A 21,870-nucleotide genomic window follows, 5' to 3' on the forward strand; every position below is an offset into this window, starting at 1 on the left:
CCGACCGGGTGATCTGCGCTCGGTGACCGCCCGGCGGCGCGTTAGGTTCGCCTGACACGAGGCCGGTCAGGCCGGCTTCGCGCCGGTTCGAGACCGGTCTGGACCTTCAAACAGCGGAGGACTCCATGACCCTGCCCACCGAACCGATCGGCAGCATCCCGCGCCCCGAGTACCTCATCGAAGGGCTCGGGGCGTTCGCCGCCGGACGGATCGACGCCACCGAGCTCGCCGGACTGGAGAGCCGGGCGCTGGCCGACACGATCAGCCGGTTCGAGGAGACCGGGTCGCCGGTCGTGTCCGACGGCGAGCAGGGCAAGCCGAGCTTCGCGACGTACCCGCTCGCCGGGCTGACCGCGCTGGCGCCGGACGGCGTCGTCATCCCGTTCGCCGACGGGCACACCCGGCAGCTGCCGCGGCTGACCGCGGGCCCGTTCCGCTACGCGACCCATGCCGACGAGTACCTGACGCGGGCCAAGGCACTCACGGACAAACCGGTCAAGCAGGCCGTGATCGCGGCGTCCGCGATCTCGCTGATCTACCCGGGCGACGGCATCGACGGGTACTCGCAGGAGCAGTTCGTCGCCGACCTGGTGAACGAGGCCGAGGCGGACATCCGGCGCAGCCTCGACGCGGGGGCGCACAGCGTGCAGATCGACTTCACCGAAGGGCGGCTGTCGCTCAAGCTCGACCCGTCCGGTGGGCTGCTGCGGCAGTTCGTCGACCTCAACAACGCCGTGCTGGAGAGGTTCACGGCGGAGGAACGCGCGAAGATCGGCGTCCACACCTGCCCGGGCGGCGACCAGGACTCGGTGCACAGCCTCGACGTCGACTACGCGGGCCTGCTGCCGGCGTTGTTCTCGCTCAAGGCGGGCAACTTCTACGTCCAGCTGGCGAGCGAGGCCGAGCCGGCCGCGGCGCTGGAGGTGATCCGGGACAACCTCGGGGCGGACCAGCGGATCTTCGTCGGGGTGACCGACCCGATCGACCCGCGGGTGGAGACGCCGGAGGAGGTCCGCGACCGCGTGCTCGCGGCGGCGAAGTACCTGCCTGCCGACCGGCTCGGCACGTGCGACGACTGCGGGTTCTCGCCGTTCGCGGACGACACGTCCACTTCGCGCGACATCGCGTTCGCGAAGATCCGGGCCCGGGTGGAGGGAACGCTGCTGGCGGCCGACAAGCTGTGACGGTCGGGGGCCCGCCGCGGCGGGCCCTTCAAGCCGTTTCGGCGGCGACCTTCACCCCGAGCGCGACGAGCACACTGCCCAGCACGGCGTCGAGGCCCCGCCGGACACGGCCAGCACTGAAGAACCGTTTCAGCGCACCGACGACGAGGGCGAGGGCCGCGAACCACAGGACGGTGCCGACGGTCGCGATGGCGGCGAGTTCGAGGGTCTGCAGGGTGGCGCCGCCGGCGGGCAGGAACTGGGGGAGCAGGGCCAGGAAGTAGACGGCGACCTTGGGGTTGAGCAGGTTGGTGAAGAGCCCCTGCCGGAAGGCGGCGCCGGCTTTGAGGGCCGGCCGGTCGCGGGTTTCCCCGAGGTCCCGGTATTCGCCACGGCGCACGGCAAGCCAGGCTTTGACGCCGAGGAAGACGAGGTAGGCGGCCCCGACGAGCTTGACGACGCTGAAGGCGACGGCCGAGGCGGTGAGCACGGCGGCCACCCCGAAGGCGATGGCGACGACCCAGGCGAAGACCCCGAGCGAGATCCCGATCCCGGCGGCGATCCCGGCCCGTTTGCCGCCGGTGAGGGAGGACCGGGTGACGACGACGAAGTCGGGGCCCGGCGACATCGCACCGAGGATGACGACGAGCAGGAAGGACGCGGCGGTGGCACCGGGGATCATGGGCTGAGGATACGAGGGTGCCGCCACCGGTTTTCCGGGTGAACCCGCGCCGGGAAGAACGCCGCGCCTTCCGGTGTTCGATCAAGCAATGACCCGGCACACAACGCCGACTGTTCGAATTTGAACTTCCGGTAGGGTCGATCACGTGGGCGATCGCAGGGGAGAAGGCATGACGGCTGAGGTGCGGACGCGGGTGCGGATTCCGCTGCGGCTCGACGGCGGCGTCGCGGTCGAGGCCGATGCCGTCACCTTCCGGGGCCTCGCCGACGGGGGTGAGCACCTCGCCTTCGTGCTCGGCGCCCCCGGGGACGTGCCGCTCGTGCGGCCGCACTCCGAATGTCTCACCGGGGACGTCTTCGGGTCCGCTCGCTGCGATTGCGGCCCTCAGCTGGCCGAAGCCGTCGAACGGATCTCCGCGACCGGCGGCTACCTGCTCTACCTGCGCCAGGAAGGCCGGGGCATCGGCCTCTACAACAAGCTCGACGCCTACGCGCTGCAGGACCAGGGCCTCGACACCTACGCCGCCAATGCCGCGCTCGGCCTGCCCGAGGACGCCCGCGACTACACCGTCGCCGCGCAGATGCTCGAAGCGCTGGGTGCCACCGAAGTCGATCTGCTCTCGAACAACCCCGACAAGGCCGCGCAGCTGCGCAAGGCCGGGATCGTCGTGCGCGAACAGGTGCCGACCGGGGTCTTCGCCACCGAGAACAACGTCCGGTACCTGCGCGCGAAAGCCGAGCAGACCGGGCACACGCTGCCCGGATTGGCCAGCTAAGCCAGCCTCTGGGCCGCCGCGGCCGCCGGGCTCGTGGTGAGCTTCTCCAGCAGTCCGATCAGGACCGTCTGCTCCGACGGCGTCAGCGACGCCGCCCACTCCTGCTCGCGCGCGTTGTGCGCCTGGTAGGCGTCCGTCACCGCCGCGTGGCCCGGTTCCGTCAACGCCAGCCGGACCGCGCGCCGGTCGCGAGGGACCTGGGTGCGCGTCACCAGCCCGTCCCGCTCCAGTGTCTTGACCAGCGCCGACACCGCAGCGCGGCTCATCCCGGCCAGGCGCGCCGCGTGGCGGGACTCCAGCGGGCCCGCAAGCCACAGCACGAACAGCACCCGGAACCCGCCCCAGCTCAGGCCGCGCGGCCGGTGCACCGTCGACTCCCAGTCGTAGACCAGTGCGCCGGCCAGCCGGTGCAGCGTGAGGCCGAGGCGCATCGCGACGGGGTCGGTGTCCGGCAGCTCGGCCTTCGTCTTCCCGATCGCGTAGTCGACGAACGAGAGGTAGTCCAGGTCTTCGGCCGGTCGGTCGGTCATGCGGCTCAGATTAGGCGCAAGGGTTCCGCGCACCGCCCCGGCGGGCTACTGTGACCGGCGAGATAGTCAAACCTTTGACGATCAGAAGGAGCGCTCGCCGTGACGAAGAAAGCCTTCGCCTCTTCGGCCGACCTGGCGGAGAAAGCGCAAACCCTGGAAGTCCTGGACGACGGCGTCTACGCGCTGACCGCCGAGGGTGACCCGAACATCGGCGCCATCGAGGGCGAGGACTTCCTCGTCTGCTTCGAAGCGCTGGCGACGCCGGTCGCCGCGGGCGAGTGGCTCGCGAAACTCCGCGAGCACACCGACAAACCCGTGCGCTACCTGGTGCTCAGCCACTACCACGCGGTGCGCGTGCTCGGCGCGTCGGCGTTCGGCGCCGATGTGATTGTCGCGCACGAGAACACCCGGGCGCTGGTCGCCGAGCGCGGCAAGGAGGACTGGGCGAGCGAGTTCGGCCGGATGCCGCGGCTGGCGAAGGGCGCCGACTCGGTGCCGGGCCTGACCTGGCCGACGCTGACCTTCTCCGACCGGCTCACCATCGACCTCGGCGGCGACCGCGGCGACCTGGTCCTCCAGTACTGCGGCCGCGGCCACACCGAGGGCGACATCGTGGCCTGGCTGCCGCGTCAGCAGATCCTCTACGCCGGTGACCTCGTGGAAGCCGAAGCCGCGCTGTACACCGGCGACGCCTTCCACCGCGACTGGGCGTCGTCCACTTTGGACCACGTCGGCGCGTTCGGGGCCGAGACGCTGATCGGCGGCCGCGGTGGCGTGAGCCGGGGCCGCGGAGCCGTCGAGGCCGCCATCGCCCAGACCCGGCACTTCCTGGACACGATGATCCGCGAGGTCGGCGCGGCCCGCGACGCCGGGGGCACCCTGAAGGACGCCTTCGAGCGCACGCACGCGGCCCTCGTCGGTCAGTACGGCCAATGGCCGATCTTCGAGCACTGCCTGCCCTTCGACGTCTCCCGGCTGTGGGACGAGCTCGGCGGCATCGAACGGCCGGTGGTGTGGACCGCCGAACGCGACCGCGAAGTCTGGGACCAGCTCCAAGGATGACTGTTGCGGTCCTCGGCAGCGGCCCGGTCGGCCAGACGGCCGCGCTGCTGCTCGCGCGCTGGGGCGTACCCGTGGTGCTCGTCGACGAGCACGAGGTGCGCGACCCCGTGGGGTCCAAGGCCATCTGCCAGCAACGGGACACATTGGACGTCTGGGCGTCGCTCGGCGCGGGCTGCCTCGCCGAGGAAGGCCTCACCTGGACGACCGCGCGGACCTTCCACCGCGACACCGAGCTGTTCTCGCTGAACCTGCCCGACGGCGGCTCGGCCCTGCCGCCGTTCGTCAACCTCTCGCAGGCGCGTGTCGAGGAAGTTCTCGACGAGCTGATCGAGCAGCAGCCGCTGATCGACGTCCGCCGCGGCCACCGCGTCACCGGGCTGACCCAGGGAGCTTGCGTCGAAATCCACTGCGAGACTGTGGCCGGGCCACGCCGGATCGAGGCCGACTATGCGATCGCCGCGACCGGCGCCCGCGGCGAGGTCGTGCGGCGGGCGCTCGGGCAGCACCTCGAAGGGGTGTCGTTCCGGGACCTGTTCCTGATCTGCGACATCCGCGCCGACCTGCCGGGCTGGGCGGCCGAGCGGCGGTTCTACTTCGACCCGCCGTGGAACCCCGGCCGCCAGGTGCTGATCCACCCGTGTCCCGGCTCGCAGTTCCGCATCGACTGGCAGGTCCCGGAGGACTACGACCTCGCCGCGGAGGAAACCGGCGGCGCCCTGGACAAGCGGATCCGGGCGATCCTCGGCGACCGGCCCTACGAGGTCGTCTGGCGTTCGGTGTACCGGTTCCACACGCGCCTGGTCGAGCGGATGCGGACCGGGCGGGTCCTGCTGGCGGGGGACTGCGCCCACCTGGTCGCGCCGTTCGGGGCGCGCGGGCTCAACTCGGGCGTGGCCGACGCGGAGAACGCGGCGTGGAAGCTGGCCTGGGTCCTGCGCGGGCACGCGGGGGAGGAACTGCTGGAGAGCTACCACGCGGAGCGGCACGCGGCCGCGGTGGAGAACGCCGAGGTGACGACGGCGACGATGGACTTCCTGGTGCCCCAGGACGAAGCGCGCCGCGAACGCCGCGCCGAGGTGCTGGCCGGTGGCGTCCACGCCGAGGTCGACTCGGGCCGGCTCGCCGAGCCGTTCTGGTACGCCGGCTCCCCGCTCACCACGCCGGATCCGGGACGGCCGTTCGCCGGCCGCCCGCCGCGGGGGACGCTGCCGCCGCCCGGGCCCGGGGTGCTGCTGCCCGATGTCACCGTCGTCCCGGGTGGACGGTTGCGCGACCTGGCGCGCGAAGGGTTCCTGCTGCTGACGACCCCCGGCGTCGACGCCGGGGGAGTGCGGTCGGTGGAGATCCCGGTGGGCGGCGTGCTCGGCGCGCGCCCGGGCGAAGCCTGGCTGGTCCGCCCGGACGCGTACGTCGCCGCGGTGCTGCAGGACCCGGCGGACATCGGCCGGGCCCTGCAGCGTGCCACTTTCACGTGAAAGCTTCGGCCCCAGGTGGGCACTTTCACGTGAAAGTGCGTTTACGGGTAGCTGACTAACGGGCTCACCTGGTGGGCCGTGTTCGCCGGGTCACCGCTGTCGTTGATGACGTGGGCGATCGTGCCCACGCCGCCGAGCGACACCGAGACCAGGTTGTGGAACCGCACTCCGCCGTTGTTCGGCACCTCGAAGGAATGACCGGCCACAATGGACGGATTGGTCTGGAAGAAGCAGTAGCTGCCCAGGCCCCACCCTTCGTGGCTGGTCACCGAGTCGGCCACCTTGTACGCCGCCCAGCCCTGCCGCCCGCCGCCGCTGGACCAGGAGCCCTGGTCCGGCGGGTCGTACGGCATCTCGTTCTGGAAGAAGTACGTCCGCCCGCCGTTGCCGTTCCAGAGCACCTCGTACTGCTGGTAGTGCTCGACGAACAGGCCGTACATCGTGACGTTCGCGCCGTTGACCACCAGGCCGTTCGCCGCGGTGTTGACGTTCCAGCCGACGCCGTTCGAGTGATCACCGCGCCACAGCCACATGTGGTCGCCGATGACGTTGTTCGAGTTGACCACCAGCGTCTGCGTGGCCTTCCCGACGGCCGCGCCGCCGATCCGGAAGAACACGTCGTGCAGCGACGTCGGGTCGGCCGCGTGGTTGGCGTTCGAGCCGGGCTGGCCGACCTGGACGAGCACCGGCGAGTTCACCGCGCCCGCGTCGATCAGCAGGCCGGCGATCTTGACACCGTCCACATCGGACGTCGTGATCGCCGCGGTGCCGTTGGTGGGCATGAGCGTCGCCAGGCCGAGGCCGAGCACCACGGTGTCCGGGCGCGTGACGTTCAACGCCTGGTCGAGGTGGTACACGCCCGGCGTGACGAGCAGGTTCTTGCCCGCCGCCAGTGCCGCGTTGATCGTCGCGGCCGAGTCGGACGGATGCGCGACGTAGAACTCGCTGAGCGAGATCGACTGCCCGGCCGGGGCGCCGTGGCCCCAGCTGGTGCCCGACGAGTTCTGCCGCAGTGCCGGGACGAACACGTTGTAGCTGCCCGAACCGTCGACGTAGAGAAACGGCTTCTCGCGGATCACCGGCGTCTGGCCGACGACCGTCTCCGGCGGGTTCGGGAACGACGCCGGCGGCGTCCCCGTCGAGCCGACGAACACCATGTTCCAGACGCCGCCCGCCCAGCTGCCCAGCTCGCTGTTGCGGGTCAGGAACTGCTGCTGCGAGCCGGAAACGGCCTGCCCGTCGATCTTGCTGTCGGCGATCAGGCCGCCGCTGGCCCAGCCGTCCCCGCCGTTCCACAGCTGGATCTGGCTGCCCTTGAGGTGCATCCGGCGGTAGGGCGCGGCCTGCGCGACGGCCCAGCGTTCGACCTGCCCGGCCGGCAGCGTCACCGACAGGTTTTCGGCGGAGCGCCAGAAGTTCTGCGTCGCGTTGCCCTTGTTGGCCGGGTTGTCACCCTGCTGCAGCCAGTCCGCCTCGACGCGGACGTGGCCGTTGAGGTTGACGTCGTCGGGGGAGAGGCCGAGGCCCGCCACCTGCTCGTAGAAGCCGAGGTTGACGTCGGCGTTGTAGTTGCCCGGCTTGAACAGCACGGCGTAGCGCTCGTTGCCGAACTGGTTGGTGTGCTGCTGGTTCGCCAGCTGCGTCAGCCGGTTCTGGATCGTCGCGGCCGGGGTCGACGGGTCGAACACCGACACGTTCGGCCCGAGGTCCGGGTTGCGCGGGTCGGTCGGCGGGATGGTCGTCCCGCCGCCGGTGCCGTGCACGGCGACTTCCCAGAGGGAGTAGCCGTAGCCGGTCGCCCGCTGGGTGCCGTTGACCCGCAGGTAGCGGGCCGTGCCGGTGACGGCCACGGTCTGCGTGCCGCCGGTGCCGGTCGTGGTCGAGTACGCCGTCGTCCAGCTGTTCGCGTCCGCGGACAGCTGGACGGTGAACGCGGTCGCGTACGCGGCTTCCCAGCTGAGCACCACGTCGCAGAGCTGCTGCGCGGAACCCAGGTCGACCTGCAGCCACTGCGGGTCGCTGAACGCGCTGGACCAGCGCGTTCCGGAGTTGCCGTCGACCGCGGCGGACGCGGGGGTTCCGCCGTTCTCGGTCGAGGACGCGGTCGCGGGGTGGCCCTGCGCGAGGTTCGTGGTCCCGCACGCGGCGGCCTGCGCCGGCGCGGAGCCGACCACCACGGCGGTGGTCACCGCGGTGGCGAGGGTGGTCGCGAGGACGAGGAGGCGGTGTACCGGGGAGAACGTCGTTGATCTCATCTGCCTGCCTGCTGATCGGGGAGGACGTGGAGAAGGGCCGCGCGGCAGCGCCGGGCGGCGGCGGACCGGGCGAGCCCCACAGCTCGCGCCGGCGTCGGGTGGTGCGACGGGTTCGCGTCCGGCGCCCCGCCCGGCGCCGTGAGCCGGTGGAGCGGTGCCGGGGTGGGTGCGACGGCGCGAACCGGTCAGCCCGAAAGAGGTGCGTGTCGCGGTGGAACGATCCCGGGTGGCGGTCACGGAACCGGTTCCGACCAGCGGTTCGAAGTTAACAGCGCGCGTGTCGGCGTAGTCAAGGCTCCGGCGCGGATTCGTTCTCCCGGACCAGTGTCCGGGGTGGTCCGCGACCGTCCGGCGCAGCGTCGTTGACATTTTACGGCTCTTTATTTATATCCTGAACTAAGAGCGTGCCGACGGGCGGGCCCCACACCCGCGCCGGCGACCACGTGAGCCGATCCGCGCCGGGGCAAGGCCGTCCCGGCGCCGGTTCGCCGTGGAGGTGCCCATGCAACGCCGCATGCCGAGAACCCGGGTTCTCGCCGTCCTCGCCCTGACCCTGGCCGCCCTGCTCCCCGCGCCGGTGGCGCAGGCCGCCCCCGTCCTGCTCTCCCAAGGCCGCCCGGTGACGGCGTCCTCGACCGAGTCCGCCGCGTTCCCGGCAGGTGCCGCGGTCGACGGCGACCCCGGCACCCGCTGGTCCAGCGCGTTCAGCGACCCGCAGACGCTGCAGATCGACCTCGGCTCCACCCAGCAGCTGTCCCAGGTCGTGCTGAACTGGGAAGCCGCCTACGCCAAGGCCTTCACGCTCCAGGCGTCCACCGACGGCGCCACCTGGACCACCCTCTACTCGACGACCACCGCCACCGGCGGCACCCAGACGCTGACCGTCACCGGAAGCGGCCGGTACGTCCGGCTCACCGGCACCCAGCGCGCGACGCAATACGGCTACTCGCTGTGGGAGTTCCAGGTTTACGGCGGAGGCGGCACGACCCAACCCGGCGACGTCCTGCTGTCCTACGGCAAGTCCGGCACGGCCTCCTCCTACCAGGACGACGGCGCCTGCCCGGGCTGTCTCCCGGCCAAGGCGTTCGACCACGACCCGGCGACGCGCTGGGCGACCAGCGCGACCACCGGCTGGGTCGACCCGGGCTGGATCACCGTCGACCTCGGTGCCACCGCGGCCGTGCACCAGGTCGTCCTGCAGTGGGATCCCGCCTACGCCGTCGCGTACCAGCTCCAGGTCTCGAACGACAACGCGAACTGGACCTCGCTCTACTCGACGACCACCGGCAAGGGCTTCAAGGAGACGCTGACTGTCAACGGCAGCGGCCGGTACGTCCGGATGTACGGCACCGCGCGCTCCAACGGCTACGGCTATTCGCTGTGGGGCTTCGACGTCTACGGCACCGGTGGCAACCCGACGACTCCGCCGCCCGCCCCGCCGGCCCCGCACTTCCCGGGCACGCTGGTCTGGAGCGACGAGTTCAACGGCGCCTCGGGCGCGGGCCCGGACGCGAGCAAGTGGACCGCCGAGACCGGTCCGGGCGTCAACAACGAGCTCGAGTACTACACGAACAACAACAACGCCAAGCAGGACGGCCGCGGCGACCTCGTCATCCAGCTCCGCCGCGAAGCCACCCCGGGGTCGGCGTGCCCAATTGACCCGATCAGCGGCAGCGGCACCTGCCAGTACACCTCGGGCCGGATCAACACCGCGGGCAAGTTCAGCTTCACCTACGGGCACGTCGAGGCGAACATCAAGGTGTCCGGCACGCAGGGGCTCTGGCCCGCGTTCTGGTTGCTGGGCGCGAACTTCTTCAACGGCACGCCGTGGCCGAACTGCGGTGAGATCGACATCATGGAGCACGTCGGGAAGTCGCCGAACCTGGCCTACTCGACCATCCACGCCCCGGCCTACAACGGTGCCGGCGGCATCGGCGCGCCCCTGGACCTCGGCCAGGACGTCTCCGCCGGGTTCCACAAGTTCGGCCTCGACTGGGACGCGTCGCACATGACCTTCTACGTCGACGGGAACGCGTTCGAGACGATCAACCGCGACACCGTGGAGAGCACGCGCGGGCCGTGGGTGTACGACCACCCGTTCTTCCTGATCCTCAACAACGCCATCGGCGGCGACTTCCCCGGCCCGCCGGGAGCGGGGACCGTGCTGCCGCAGGACATGGTCGTCGACTACGTGCGGGTCTACCAATGAGGCGACGGCTCGCGCTCGTCACGGGCGCGGTGGTCGCGGCGGGACTGCTGACCGCACCACTGTTCACGGCTCAGGCGGCACCCACCTTGCTCTCGCAGGGGCACACGGTGACCGCGTCCTCCACCGAAAACGCCGCTTTCCCGGCCGGCGCCGCGGTGGACGGCGACCCGGGTACGCGCTGGTCGAGCCTGGCGGCCGACCCGCAGACGCTGCAGGTCGACCTCGGCGGGTCGCACACCCTCGACCAGGTCGTGCTCCAGTGGGAGGCGGCCTACGCGAAGGCGTTCACGATCCAGGCGTCGGCCGACGGCAGCCAATGGTCCACGGTGTACTCGACGACGACGGGCACCGGCGGCACGCAGACGCTGCCGGTGTCGGGCACCGGCCGGTACGTGCGGCTCACGACCACCCAGCGCGCGACCCAGTGGGGCGTTTCGCTGTGGGAGTTCCAGGTCTTCGGTGACGGTTCGGCGCAGGCGTGCGGCAGCGCGAACGCGGCGCTGCGGCAGCCCGGAACTGCCTCCAGTGTCCAGTCCGACGCTTTCCCGGTGTCCGCGGCCTTCGACGGCGACCTCGGGACGCGCTGGTCCAGCCTGGCGACGGACCCGCAGTGGATCCAGGTCGATCTCGGCAGCTCACGCCCGGTCTGCGGCGTCGATCTGACGTGGGAAGCCGCGTACGCGAGCGCGTACACGATCCAGCTGTCCACCAACGGCTCGTCGTGGACCACGGCGGCGACCGTGACCGGCGCGGGCGGCACCGAGCACCCGGCCGTGTCCGGTACCGCGAGGTACGTCCGGCTCAACGCCACTGCCCGGGCGACGCAGTGGGGGATCTCGCTGTGGGAGTTCGCGGTGCGCACCAGTGACAGCGCGCCGCCGACGACCACGCCGACCAACCCTGGTGGCTGCCCGTGGGTCGGCTCCACCGCGCCGGTCGCGGACCGCGTCAACCAGCTCATGGCGGCCATGACCGCACAGCAGAAGATCAAGGTGCTGCACGGCAACGGCGCGACCGGGCCGTACATCGGCAACACCGACGCTGTGCCCGAGCTGTGCATCCCGGCACTCGGCTTGCAGGACGGCCCAGCCGGGGTCGGTGACGGCCTCGACGGCGTCACCCAGTTCCCGGCGCCGGTGTCGGCGGCGGCGACCTGGGACACCGGCCTGATGAACCGGTACGGCTCCGCGATGGGCGCCGAGTTCGCCGGGAAGGGCGTCGACATCGCCCTCGGCCCGACGATCAACCTGGTCCGCGACCCGCGCTGGGGCCGCAACTTCGAGACCTACGCCGAGGACCCGTACCTCGCCGGGGCGGCCGGGACCGCGACGATCCAGGGCATCCAGAGCCAGGGTGTGATGGCGCAGGCCAAGCACGCGGCGGCCTACAACGTCGAGGCCGGGGCGTCGCGGGGGACGCCGTCGGACAACGTCATCATCGACGACCGCACCCTGCACGAGCTGTACCTGCCGGCGTTCCAGCAGGTCGCGAGCCAGGGGCAGGTCGCGTCGATGATGTGCGCCTACAACCAGATCAACGGCGTCCCGGCCTGCCAGAGCAGCGGTGTGCTCACGACCGCGATCAAGCAGGACGCCAACTGGGGCGGCTTCGTCGGCTCGGACTGGGGCTCGGCGACCGGCGGCCCGCGGCAGCTGGCCAACGGCGGGCTCGACATGGAGATGCCCGGCGGCGCGTTCTTCGGCCAGGGCCTGCTCGACGCCGTCTCCCGCGGTGAAGTCACGCAGGCGCGGGTCGACGACATGGTCCGGCGGGTGCTGACCCAGATGGTCAAGTTCGGCGTGTTCGACCGGGCCCGGCGGGGGACACCCGCTTCCGTCGTGACCAACGCCGCGAACGTCGCCACCGCGCGGGACGTCGCGGCGGCCGGGTCGGTGCTGCTGAAGAACAACGGCGTCCTGCCGCTCACCACGTCGACCAAGTCGATCGCGCTGTCCGGCGGCGACGGGATCGACCCGCAGAACATCGGCGGCGGCAGCGCGAAGGTCAACCCGTCCCCGGCGTCGGTGAACCCGATCAACGGGATCAAGGCGCGGGCCGGCTCCGGCGTCACGGTGTCCTATGTGGACGGCGCGGGCGAGCACGTGCAGACGCCGAACATCCCGGCGGCGGTGGCGGCGGCGAAGGCAGCCGACGTCGCGGTCGTGTTCGGCAGCTACGGCGAGTCCGAGACGCAGGACCTCGACACGATCGACCTGCAGAACCAGCAGAACGACCTGATCGACGCGGTCGCCACGGCCAACCCGCGCACGATCGTCGTCCTCAACACCGGGTCGGCGGTGACCATGCCGTGGCTGTCGAAGGCCGCGGCCGTCATCGAAGGCTGGTACCCGGGCCAGGAGAACGGCAACGCGATCGCGTCGCTGCTCTACGGCGACGTCAACCCGTCGGGCAAGCTGCCGGTCAGCTTCCCGAAGCAGATCGCCGACCTGCCGACGGCGAACGTCCAGCAGTTCCCGGGCGCCAACGACCGGATCGAGTACTCGGAGGGCCTCAACGTCGGATACCGCTGGTACGACGCGCGGAACATCGACCCGCTGTTCCCGTTCGGCTTCGGCCTGTCGTACACGACGTTCGGGTTCTCGAACCTGGTCGTGACACCGCAGGGTACGAACGGCACGGCGACCGTGACGGCGACGGTCACCAACACCGGCACTCGAGCGGGCGCCGACGTCGTCCAGCTCTACGTCGGGCAGCCCGCAGCCAACGGCGAACCGCCCAAACAACTGAAGGGATTCAAGAAGGTGCAGCTCAACCCGGGGCAGAGCGCTCAGGTGTCGTTCCCGCTCACCCCGCGGGACCTCGCGCACTGGACCGGGTCGTGGACGACGAACGCGGGCCAGTACCGCGTCTACCTCGGTGACTCCTCGCGCAACGTCCCGCTCTCGGCGGCGCTGACCGTCTCCTGAGTCGACTCCCGGACTACCAGGGAGGTCGGGACGATCAGCGGCTCGTCCGGCTGGGGTGCCCCACCCAGCTGGGCGAGCAGCTGCCGGGCCGCCGTCTCGCCCATCTGCCGCAGGGGCTGGCGGATCGTCGTCAGCGGCGGCTGGGTGTGCGCGGCCAGGGGGATGTCGTCGAAGCCGACCACGGCGACGTCCGCCGGCACCGCGCGCCCGGCCTTCCGCAACCCGGCCAGCACCCCGGCCGCGGTGAGGTCGTTGTGCGCGAAGACGGCGTCGAACGGCGGGCCGGTGGCGAGGAGCTGGAGGATCGCCGCCTCACCGCTTTCACTCGTGAAATCGCCTTCGATGACCAAATTCGGGTCCAGGACGAGCCCGGCTTCACGGATCACGTCGCGGAAGCCGTTGAGCCGGTCGCTCGTGCAGCCGAAGTCGCGCGGCCCGGTCACGGTCGCCAGCCGGGTGCGGCCGGTCTCGAGCAGGTGGCGGGCCGCGTCCGCCCCGCCCTGCCGGTTGTCCGTGCCCACCGACGGGAACGCGGGACGGCGGCCGCGGTCGTCGATCACCACCACCGGCAGCCCGGAGTCGTGCAGCACGCGCAGGTGCCGCACGGCGTCCGGCGGCTCGACGAGCAGCAGCCCGTCGAACGCCTTCGCCGACACCTGCCGGGAGAACTCCTCCAGGGAGTCCGCGCCGCGGTTGGCCGTGGACAGCAGCAGGCCGTAGCCCTTGGCCTCCACGACGTCGGCGACGCCCTGCAGCACCTCGCCCATCCACGGCCAGGTCAGCCCGGGCACCAGCATCCCGACCGTGCGGGTCACGCCGCGGGCCAGCCCGACGGCGCCGGCGCTCGGGATGTACCCGGTCGCCGCGATCACCTCGCGCACCCGGATCGCGGTCGCCGCGTCCACATCGGCCTTGTTGTTGAGCACCCTGGAGACGGTCGTCTTGCTCACCCGCGCGCGGCGGGCGACCTCGGCGATCGTGACGCGCATCCGTCCTCCCGGGAGCCGAGCCCTTGTGGTGCCAAGGTACTCGCCCCGGGGCCCGCCGCGAGCCGTGCGAGATCGATCAAGTCCGGACAGAAATCCGGGCGAGGCTCGCGTCGCCGGACCGCCAGCCCGTCCGGACCGCGACGTACCGGGCCGGCCCGGTGTTCGCCGTCTCGTAGGTGCTGCCGTCGGTGCTGGTTTCGACGGTCGCCGGGGGACGGCGTCCGGGTGTCCAGGCCAGTTCGACCGCGGAAACCGCCGTCACCGCCCCGAGATCGACGACCATCCGGCCGTCCGGGCCGGGTCGCCACGCCGTCGCCGGGTCGTCGTCGACGGCCGCCGCGGGGCTCGACATCCCGGGCGGCAGGGGCGCCGCGGGGAAGGTCGTCCGGCCGAGCGCGACGTCGGCCAGGGGGTACGGGCGGACGTCGCCGAACACGACCGGCACGGTCCGGCGCGGCGGCAGCACCACCGGCCGCGGCCGGCCGCCGTCCGGCGTCACCGTGACGACCACCGGGAGGAAGCCGGACGGCATGGTGAGGTCGACCCGGCTCGCGTCGCGCACGACCGCCTTCAGCCCGGCCGGTCCCCGCACGGTGAACCGCGGGGGTTCGACGCGGCCTTCCGCCGCGGCCAGCGCGTAAGAAAGTTCAGTGCCGGCCCTGGTGAGGCTCTGCTCGCCGCGGTACAGCCGGTACGCGCCGCCGTCCTGGGGGAGGGTGGCCGTGCCGCTCGCCGCGGCGCCGGAAAGGTTGAGCAGCACGAGGAAGCCGTCGGTGACGGTCGCGCGGACCGCCGGGGTGCCGGTGGTGACCCGGGCTCGGCCGGCCAGTTTCGAGGCGTTCGACGAGTCGGGGTACAGCTCGGCGAGCAGGGGAGCGGCGGGGCCGTCGGAGAGTGTGACGCGGTCGCCGGTGACTGTCACCGGGTTCGGGCCGTCGACGACGATCCCGGCCCGGCCGTCGACGTCCAGCCAGCGCTTCGTGCTGCGCAGCGCGGGCACCGGGTAGGTCGCCACGGCCGTCCAGGTCACGCCGTCCGGCGAGGTCTCGACACGGTACTTGCGCCCGGCGGCGGCTTCCCAGCTCAGCCGGACGCGGTCGATGGTCTGCGGCGTGCCGAGGTCGATCGCGAGCCAGCTGTCGGCGCGTGGGCGGTCCGATGTGGACACTGCCCAGCGGGTGGCGGGGTCGCCGTCGTTCGCGTACTTGGCCTCCTTGCCCGGGCTCGCCGAAGACGCCGAGGCGGTTCCGGCCCGCGCGAGGTCCGGGCCGTCGCCGTCGCGGACTTCCAGTGTCCAGAGCGAATAGCCGTACGTCGGTTCCGGCTGGACGCCGAGCATCCGGACGTGCCGGGCGGTGACCGGGGCGAACGTCAGGTCGTCGGTCCGGGCCCCGGTCGGTGCGGCCTGTGCCTTGAGCGTCACCGTGCCTTCGGCGGCGGTGTAGGTGCGGTCGCCGTCGAGGCCGGGCACGCCCGGCATGGTGAGGTTGTAGACGTTCAGGACGCCTTCGCTCTCGGCGACTCCGGTGCTGGCGTACACGGCGGCCCCGGTGGGGAGAGTGGCGAGCGCGGCGTACCCGGCGTCGAAGCGCAGGACGCCGATCGTGCCGTCGAAGCCGTCGCGGACCTTCTCGTAGGTCGTGGCGTGGCGTTCCCTGACGGCGACGTTCGTCACGGGCAGCAGCATCGGGTTGGCGCCGCCGAGCACGAACAGCCAGTCGTCGTGGTGCGGCTGCCAGGCGAACTTGACGAAGCCCGGCTTGGTCACCGTCGCGGCCCACGCCGCGGGGGAGCGGTGGGCCAGCAGGCCGGGCGCGGCCCCGAAGTCGGCGACCCCGGCGGCGCGGACGTCGAACTCCTTCGTGCTCGCGGGCGTGACCGGGCCGCCGTGGCTCGCGCGCCACTCGTGGAGCAGGTAGCTGATGGCGAGTTCGGCGCGCGCCTCCGGCTCGTACTTCGGTTCGCCGGAGAACTTCGTGATCCGGTCGGCCGGCGCGTAGGCCTGGTAGGGCTCGAGCCGCGCGGCGAGGTCGGCTTCGGCGCGGGCGGCGTGGCGGTCGCCGAGCACCTGGGCGCGGAAGGCGAGCGGGATGACGTCGCGGCCGTAGAGGTGCTCGCGGTCGGCGACCATCGGCATCAGCGGCTCGCCGGCGTCGCTGGTCATCAGCAGCATGGTGCGCCAGAGGAGTTCGCCGTTCGGCTGGGCGGTGAGGACTTCGGGCAGTGGCGTGCCGGCCGCGAGGAAGTGCATCGCGTTGCGGCCGGAGGTGCGCCACAGTTCTTCCTGGTAGTGCGGGCCGAACGAGCCGTGGTTCTCGACGAGGAAGGTGTCGTAGAGGTTGGTGGCGGTGTTGGCGTCGATCGGGACGCCGTCGACGAGCCGCGGGTTCGCCAGGTCGGCGGCCGGCAGCCCGCCTTCGTTGCGGCTCCAGGTACCGAAGGCGTCGCGCCAGTCTTTCGCCCGGGTGTCTCCCGGTGTCCACGCGAGCGCGGGGGCGAGCGACTGGGCGTAGACGCCCATCTCTTCGAGCTTGGTGTCGCCGACGAAGCCGCCTTTCCGGCCGTTAGGCGTCCAGTCGCCGGAGGTGGGGTCGTCCCGGTCGCCGAGGGCGGTGGTGTACGCGGCTTGTTCGGTGGTGATGCGTTCGACGTTCTGTTTTGTGACGTCGTCGAGGTCCGTCCACAGGAGACGCGCGGCGAGCAGGAAGTACGACTGGAAGGTGGTGTCGAAGAACAGCTTCCGGCCCCACTCGGTGCCGCCGGTGAGCAGGTTCGACGCGGCGAAGTGCTTGATGGTGGCGAGGGTGTGGGCCTTGAGGGTCGCTTGGCTGACGCCGGCGGTGGCCTCGTCGTAGCCGGGACGGGTGAGGAGGAGCGCGTTGCCGAGGACGACGGCGAAGGTGAAGTCCTTCGCGGGGTAGATCCCGGCCGCGGCGTCGAACTGCTGCTCGGCCCAACGGGTGTGCCGGAGCAGGACGCGCAGGTAGGTGGCGGCCACCGGGTCCGGCGGGCCACCGGCTGCGTTTCCGCCGCTCCCGTTCACCGCTGCCCTCGCGACGCCCGGGAGCAGTCCCGAGGCCAGCAGGGCCGCGACGCCACCCACGCCCGCGAGGGCCTTCCGCCGGTTCAACTCACCCATGGTCCGGTCTCCGCTCGATGACAACCTTGTCAGCGCGGATTCTGTGACGGCCCGCCGCGGCGGGGCAAGCCCGGCGCCGGATCCCGTCCGCTTTCGGACAACGCCGGGGTAATTCGTATAACGACCTATACCGCCGGCGTCGCTCCCGCCCGCTTCGCGTGTCTTGAATGAGTCATTCAGGACCTCCGAAGACCTGAATGACTCATTCAAGACGTTTGCCGGCCGGGCACTCGCGTGCCGGTGGGAGCAATCTCACCGCGGTCGGCAACCCCCGCCGTGTTGAGATGACAACGTGATCACGGACCCCGGCGTCTTCCTCCTGCTCGTCCTGGCCGGTGTCGGGGCCGGCCTGACCGGGTCCATCGCCGGGCTGGCTTCCCTCGTCTCCTACCCCGCCCTCCTCGCCGCGGGACTCCCGCCCGTCACCGCCAACATCACCAACACCGTCGCCATGCTCGGCACGACCGCCGGAGGCGCCGCCGGTGCGCGGCCGGAGCTCGCCGGCCAACGGCGGAAACTCGTCCCGCTCTGCGCCATCACCACCGTCGGCGGCGCGTGCGGCGGGCTGGTCCTCCTGCTGACCCCGTCCGGCGCCTTCACCGCGATCGTCCCGTGGCTGATCGGCGGCGCCTCGATCGTCCTCATGGCCGGGCCGCGGCTGCGCCGGCTGGCCGAAGGCGCCGAGCACCACGGCCTGCGCCCGGCCACCGGCGTCGCAGCCTTCTGCATCGGCATCTACGGCGGCTACTTCGGCGCGGCCGCGGGCGTGCTCATGCTCGCGTTGCTCGTGTCCGTCTGGACCCAGCCCCTCGCCCGGACGAACGCCGCGAAGAACCTGGTCACCGGCTCGGCGAACCTGCTCGCCGCCATCGTCTTCGCCGTCACCGGCAAGGTCGTCTGGACGGCCGCCCTCGCCGTCTGCCTCGGCTCCCTAGGCGGCGGCTGGCTCGGCTCGATGCTCGTGCGCCACCTGCCCGCCACGCCGTTGCGCATCGGGATCGGCATCGCCGGCCTCGGACTCGCCGCGGTACTGGCGTTCTCCTGAAAACAGGGCATGATCGGCGGGGTATCGGCGAGCAGGAGACCAGATGAGCATTGTCGGGACCCGGGTGGTCCGCCAGGAGGATCAGAACCTGATCACCGCGGGCGGCACCTACGTGGACGATCTGCGGGAGGAAGCGCTTTCCGGCGCCGCGCATGCGGTGTTCGTGCGCAGTCCCGTCGCGCACGCGCGGATCGAAAGCATCGATGTGAGCGAGGCGAAGGCGGCGCCGGGGGTGCTCGGCGTGTTCACCGCCGCCGACCTCGGCCTCGACCCGCACGCCGCGGGGCCGGTGAAGGAACCGTGGCTGGCCGGTGAGGTGGTGCGCTACGTCGGCGAGCCCGTCGCGCTCGTCCTCACCGAGGAGCGCTACCAGCTGGCCGACGCGGCCGAGCTGGTCGACATCGACTACGACCCCCTCGGCGCCGTCGCGAGCATCGACGCGGCCCTGGCGGACGAGACGCTGCTGTACCCCGAGACCGGCAGCAACGTCATGCAGGTCAACGGTGCGCAGGAGTTCGACGACGGGATCTTCGCGGACTGCGACGTGGTCGTCACGACGACCATCGTCAACCAGCGCGTCGCGCCCGCGCCGCTGGAAGTCCGGGGCGCGTCCTGCGCGTGGGGCGAGGACGGCAGGCTGACGGTCTGGCTTTCCACGCAGAACGCCCAGATCGCCCGTACGCAGCTGGCCATGAGCCTCGGCGTCGGCGAGGACAAGGTGCGCGTCATCGCCCCGGACGTCGGCGGCGGGTTCGGCGCGAAGATCGGCGCGGACCCCGAGGCGACCGTCCTCGGCTGGGCCGCCAAGGAGATCGGCCGGCCGGTCCGCTGGGTCGAGTCGCGCAGCGAGAACCTCACCTCGATGACGCACGGCCGCGCGCAGCAGAACACCGTGACCATCGGCGGCAAGCGCGACGGCACCGTCCTCGCGTACCGCCTCGACGTCATCCAGGACGCCGGCGCGTACCCGCGGACGCTGTTCCTGCCGACGCTGACCGAGCTGATGGCCGTCGGCGTGTACCGGTTCCCGAAGGTGGAGACGCGCAGCCGCGCGGTCGTCACGAACACGACGCCGATCGCGGCCTACCGCGGTGCGGGCCGCCCGGAGGCGACCGCCGCGCTCGAGCGGGCGATGGACCGCTTCGCCGGCGAGCTCGGCCTGGACCCGGCCGAGGTCCGCCGGGTCAACTTCATCCGGCCCGAGGAGTTCCCGTACCAGACGCCGACGGGCGCGTCCTACGACACGGGCGAGTACGCGGCGGCCCTGGACAAGGCGCTCGAAGCCGCCGGCTACGCCGAACTGCGCGCGGAGCAGAAACGGCGGCGCGACGCGGGTGACCCGATCGAGCTCGGCCTCGGGATCGCCGCCTACGTCGAGATCACCGGCGGTGACTCCGGCGGGGAGAGCGGCCGCGTCGACGTCCACCCGGACGGCTCGGTCGTCGCGTGGACCGGGAGCTCGCCGCACGGCCAGGGGCTCGGCACGTCGCTGGCGATGCTGCTGTCCGACCAGCTCGGCGTGCCGCTGGACAAGATCACCGTCCGCCACGGCGACACCGACGAGGTGCCCAAGGCCGTCGGTACGTTCGGCTCCCGGTCGCTGCAGCTGGGCGGCTCGGCGATCCGGCAGGCCGCCGACGAGGTGATCGCGCAGGCCCGCGATCTGGCGGCGGACCTGTTGGAAGCGGCGCCGGACGACCTCGAACTGGACGCCGAGCGCGGCGTCTGGCAGGTCCGCGGCGCGCCGTCGAGCTCCGTGCTGAATTGGGCGCAGGTGGCTTCGGCCGCCGAGGGCAAGCTCACCGCCGACGTCTGGTTCGGCGGTGGCAAGCCGACGTTCCCGTTCGGCGCGCACCTGGCCGTCGTCGAGGTCGACACCGAGACCGGCAAGGTGGAGCTGCGCCGGATCGTCGCCGTCGACGACGCCGGCCCGATCGTCAACCCGCTCACCTTCCGCGGCCAGCGCCACGGCGGGCTCGGGCAGGGCGCGGCGCAGGCGCTCATGGAAGTCGTCACCTACGACGAAGACGGCAACCCGACGACCGCGACGCTGGCGGACTACTCGTTCATCACCGCCGCCGAGCTGCCGGACTTCGAGCTGGTCGACATGGCCACCCCGACCGACCGGAACCTGCTGGGCGTCAAGGGGATCGGGGAAGCGGCGACGATCGGCTCGACGCCCGCGGTGCACAACGCGGTGGTGGACGCGCTGGCCGGGCGCGGCGTCAAGCACCTGGACATGCCCACGACCCCGATCCGGGTCTGGGCCGCATTGGAAGAAGCTCGGAAGGGAAACGCGCGGTGAAGGTTTCGATCGAGGTCAACGGGCGGCCGGTGGCCGAGGAGGTGCCCGACCGGACGCTGCTGGTGCACTTCCTGCGCGACACCGCCGGGTTCACCGGAACGAACATCGGCTGTGACACGACGTCCTGCGGCGCCTGCACGGTGCTGCTCGACGGCGAGTCGGTCAAGTCCTGCACGGTGCTGGCCGCGCAGGCCGACGGTCACGCCGTCACGACCGTCGAAGGACTGTCCTCTTCGGATGGTGCGCTGCATCCCGTGCAGCAGGCGTTCCGCGAGCAGCACGGGCTGCAGTGCGGGTTCTGCACGCCGGGGATGATCATGGCGTCGGTGTCCCTGCTGGCCGACAACCCGAAGCCGACCCGCGACGAGGTGCGGGCCGGGCTCGAGGGGAACCTCTGCCGCTGCACGGGTTACCACAACATCGTGAGCGCCGTGATCGACGCGTCGGGACAGGAGGTGGGCGAGTGATCCCCGCCGAGTTCCGCTACGAGCGCGTGTCCACAGTGGACGAGGCGGTGGCCCGGCTCGCGTCGCTGGGCGACGAGGCGAAGGTCCTCGCCGGCGGGCATTCCCTGCTGCCGCTGATGAAGCTGCGGCTGGCCGCGCCGGAGTACCTGATCGACATCGGGCCGGTCGACGAGCTCCGCTACGTCCGTCTCGAAGGCGGCGAGGTCGTGATCGGTGCGTTGTCGCGGTACAGCGACCTCGCGCAGGATCCGGTGCTGCGCGAGCACGCGCCGCTGCTGGCCCACGTCTCCGGCGAGGTCGGCGACCGCCAGGTCCGCCACCGCGGCACGATCGGCGGGTCACTGGTGCACGCGGACTCCGCGGCGGACCTGCCCGCGGCGGTGCTGGCGTCGGACGCGGTGCTCGTCGCCCGCGGCCCGGCGGGGGAGCGGCGCATTCCGGCGTCTGAGTTCTTCCTCGGCCCGTTCACGACGCCGTTGGAGCCGGACGAGCTGCTGACGGAGATCCGCCTACCGGCGCAGACCGGCCAGGAGTGGGGCTTCCAGAAGTTCACCCGCCGCGCGATCGACTGGGCGATGGTGGGGGTGGCGGTCGCCGGCGGCCGCGTCGGCCTGGTGAACATGGGCGGCGTCCCACTGCGGGCTTCGGCCACGGAGTCGGCGCTCGCGTCGGGGGCGTCGGTCTCGGAGGCGGCCGAACTGGCGGCCGAGGGGACATCGCCCCCGGACGAGCCCCACGCGACGGCCGAGTACCGCCGTCACTTGGCGCGGGTCCTGACCCGGCGGGCACTGACCCACTGAGTCGTTGTCGCGATCACCGGCGTGCGTTCCCGGCGCCGGTGATCGCG

The 21,870-nt window shown here is 71.8% G+C and carries 15 protein-coding genes; 10 read left to right on the plus strand and 5 right to left on the minus strand.

The features are described from left to right. The first annotated feature begins 125 nt into the window (after positions 1–125). Positions 126–1,184, plus strand: coding sequence for a cobalamin-independent methionine synthase II family protein (locus QQ657_RS46980; protein WP_284748913.1), 1,059 nt, complete (start codon positions 126–128; stop codon positions 1,182–1,184). A 28-nt stretch (positions 1,185–1,212) separates the two neighbouring features. On the opposite strand, the gene QQ657_RS46985 is transcribed toward QQ657_RS46980, so the two are convergent. Further along, positions 1,213–1,845 (minus strand): LysE family translocator, encoded by a 633-nt coding sequence (locus QQ657_RS46985; protein ID WP_284748914.1) that lies wholly within the window; start codon positions 1,843–1,845, stop codon positions 1,213–1,215. 169 nt (positions 1,846–2,014) lie between these two features. On the opposite strand from QQ657_RS46985, the gene QQ657_RS46990 reads away from it, so the two are divergent. Next, a complete protein-coding gene (locus tag QQ657_RS46990; RefSeq protein WP_284748915.1) occupies positions 2,015–2,620 on the plus strand; it encodes a GTP cyclohydrolase II in 606 nt (201 codons plus the stop codon). Here the strand turns inward: QQ657_RS46990 and QQ657_RS46995 are convergent. After that, complete coding sequence (locus tag QQ657_RS46995; RefSeq protein ID WP_284748916.1) at positions 2,617–3,150, minus strand: MarR family winged helix-turn-helix transcriptional regulator; 534 nt, start codon at positions 3,148–3,150, stop codon at positions 2,617–2,619. The two genes, QQ657_RS46990 and QQ657_RS46995, sit on opposite strands and share 4 nt — an antisense overlap. Before the next feature lie 99 nt (positions 3,151–3,249). Here QQ657_RS46995 and QQ657_RS47000 point away from each other — a divergent pair, with 99 nt between their 5' ends. Together QQ657_RS47000 and QQ657_RS47005 are read left to right on the plus strand one after the other, a co-directional pair. Further along, a complete protein-coding gene (locus tag QQ657_RS47000) occupies positions 3,250–4,212 on the plus strand; it encodes an MBL fold metallo-hydrolase (protein WP_284748917.1) in 963 nt (320 codons plus the stop codon). Continuing rightward, the gene (locus tag QQ657_RS47005) at positions 4,209–5,687 is read left to right on the plus strand and encodes an FAD-dependent monooxygenase (RefSeq protein WP_284748918.1); all 1,479 of its coding nucleotides are present in this window, start codon (positions 4,209–4,211) and stop codon (positions 5,685–5,687) included. Before QQ657_RS47000 ends, QQ657_RS47005 begins: the two co-directional genes overlap by 4 nt. 41 nt (positions 5,688–5,728) lie before the next feature. Here the strand turns inward: QQ657_RS47005 and QQ657_RS47010 are convergent, their stop codons facing one another. After that, positions 5,729–7,942 carry a discoidin domain-containing protein gene (locus QQ657_RS47010; RefSeq protein WP_284748919.1) on the minus strand — a complete coding sequence of 738 codons (2,214 nt, stop codon included), beginning with the start codon at positions 7,940–7,942 and terminating at the stop codon, positions 5,729–5,731. Positions 7,943–8,444: 502 nt separating this feature from the next. Between QQ657_RS47010 and QQ657_RS47015 the strand changes: the two genes are divergently transcribed. Together QQ657_RS47015 and QQ657_RS47020 are read left to right on the plus strand one after the other, a co-directional pair. After that, a complete protein-coding gene (locus QQ657_RS47015; protein ID WP_284748920.1) occupies positions 8,445–10,151 on the plus strand; it encodes a discoidin domain-containing protein in 1,707 nt (568 codons plus the stop codon). Then, positions 10,148–13,078, plus strand: a complete 2,931-nt coding sequence (locus QQ657_RS47020) for a glycoside hydrolase family 3 C-terminal domain-containing protein (protein WP_284748921.1) — start codon at positions 10,148–10,150, stop codon at positions 13,076–13,078. The genes QQ657_RS47015 and QQ657_RS47020 overlap by 4 nt, the downstream gene beginning before the upstream one ends. Here QQ657_RS47020 and QQ657_RS47025 read toward each other — a convergent pair. Further along, positions 13,021–14,067 carry a LacI family DNA-binding transcriptional regulator gene (locus QQ657_RS47025; RefSeq protein ID WP_284748922.1) on the minus strand — a complete coding sequence of 349 codons (1,047 nt, stop codon included), beginning with the start codon at positions 14,065–14,067 and terminating at the stop codon, positions 13,021–13,023. The genes QQ657_RS47020 and QQ657_RS47025 overlap by 58 nt on opposite strands. A 76-nt stretch (positions 14,068–14,143) precedes the next feature. Beyond that, positions 14,144–17,206 carry a discoidin domain-containing protein gene (locus QQ657_RS47030; protein ID WP_284748923.1) on the minus strand — a complete coding sequence of 1,021 codons (3,063 nt, stop codon included), beginning with the start codon at positions 17,204–17,206 and terminating at the stop codon, positions 14,144–14,146. A gap of 292 nt (positions 17,207–17,498) precedes the next feature. On the opposite strand from QQ657_RS47030, the gene QQ657_RS47035 reads away from it, so the two are divergent. Genes QQ657_RS47035 through QQ657_RS47050 form a run of 4 tightly spaced genes read left to right on the plus strand, consistent with a single transcriptional unit; the run spans position 17,499 to position 21,823 of the window. Continuing rightward, on the plus strand, positions 17,499–18,251 hold the full coding sequence (locus QQ657_RS47035; protein ID WP_284748924.1) for a sulfite exporter TauE/SafE family protein: 753 nt from the start codon (positions 17,499–17,501) through the stop codon (positions 18,249–18,251). Between the two features lie 43 nt (positions 18,252–18,294). Continuing rightward, positions 18,295–20,556 (plus strand): xanthine dehydrogenase family protein molybdopterin-binding subunit, encoded by a 2,262-nt coding sequence (locus QQ657_RS47040; RefSeq protein WP_284748925.1) that lies wholly within the window; start codon positions 18,295–18,297, stop codon positions 20,554–20,556. After that, positions 20,553–21,023: a (2Fe-2S)-binding protein gene (locus QQ657_RS47045; RefSeq protein ID WP_284748926.1), complete on the plus strand. Its 471-nt coding sequence runs from the start codon at positions 20,553–20,555 to the stop codon at positions 21,021–21,023. Before QQ657_RS47040 ends, QQ657_RS47045 begins: the two co-directional genes overlap by 4 nt. Then, entirely contained in the window at positions 21,020–21,823 is an 804-nt protein-coding gene (locus QQ657_RS47050) for an FAD binding domain-containing protein (RefSeq protein WP_284748927.1), read from the plus strand. Before QQ657_RS47045 ends, QQ657_RS47050 begins: the two co-directional genes overlap by 4 nt. Positions 21,824–21,870 lie beyond the last annotated feature (47 nt).

The sequence above is a fragment of the Amycolatopsis ponsaeliensis genome (assembly GCF_030182635.1).
Classification (GTDB): Bacteria; Actinomycetota; Actinomycetes; order Mycobacteriales; family Pseudonocardiaceae; genus Amycolatopsis; species Amycolatopsis ponsaeliensis.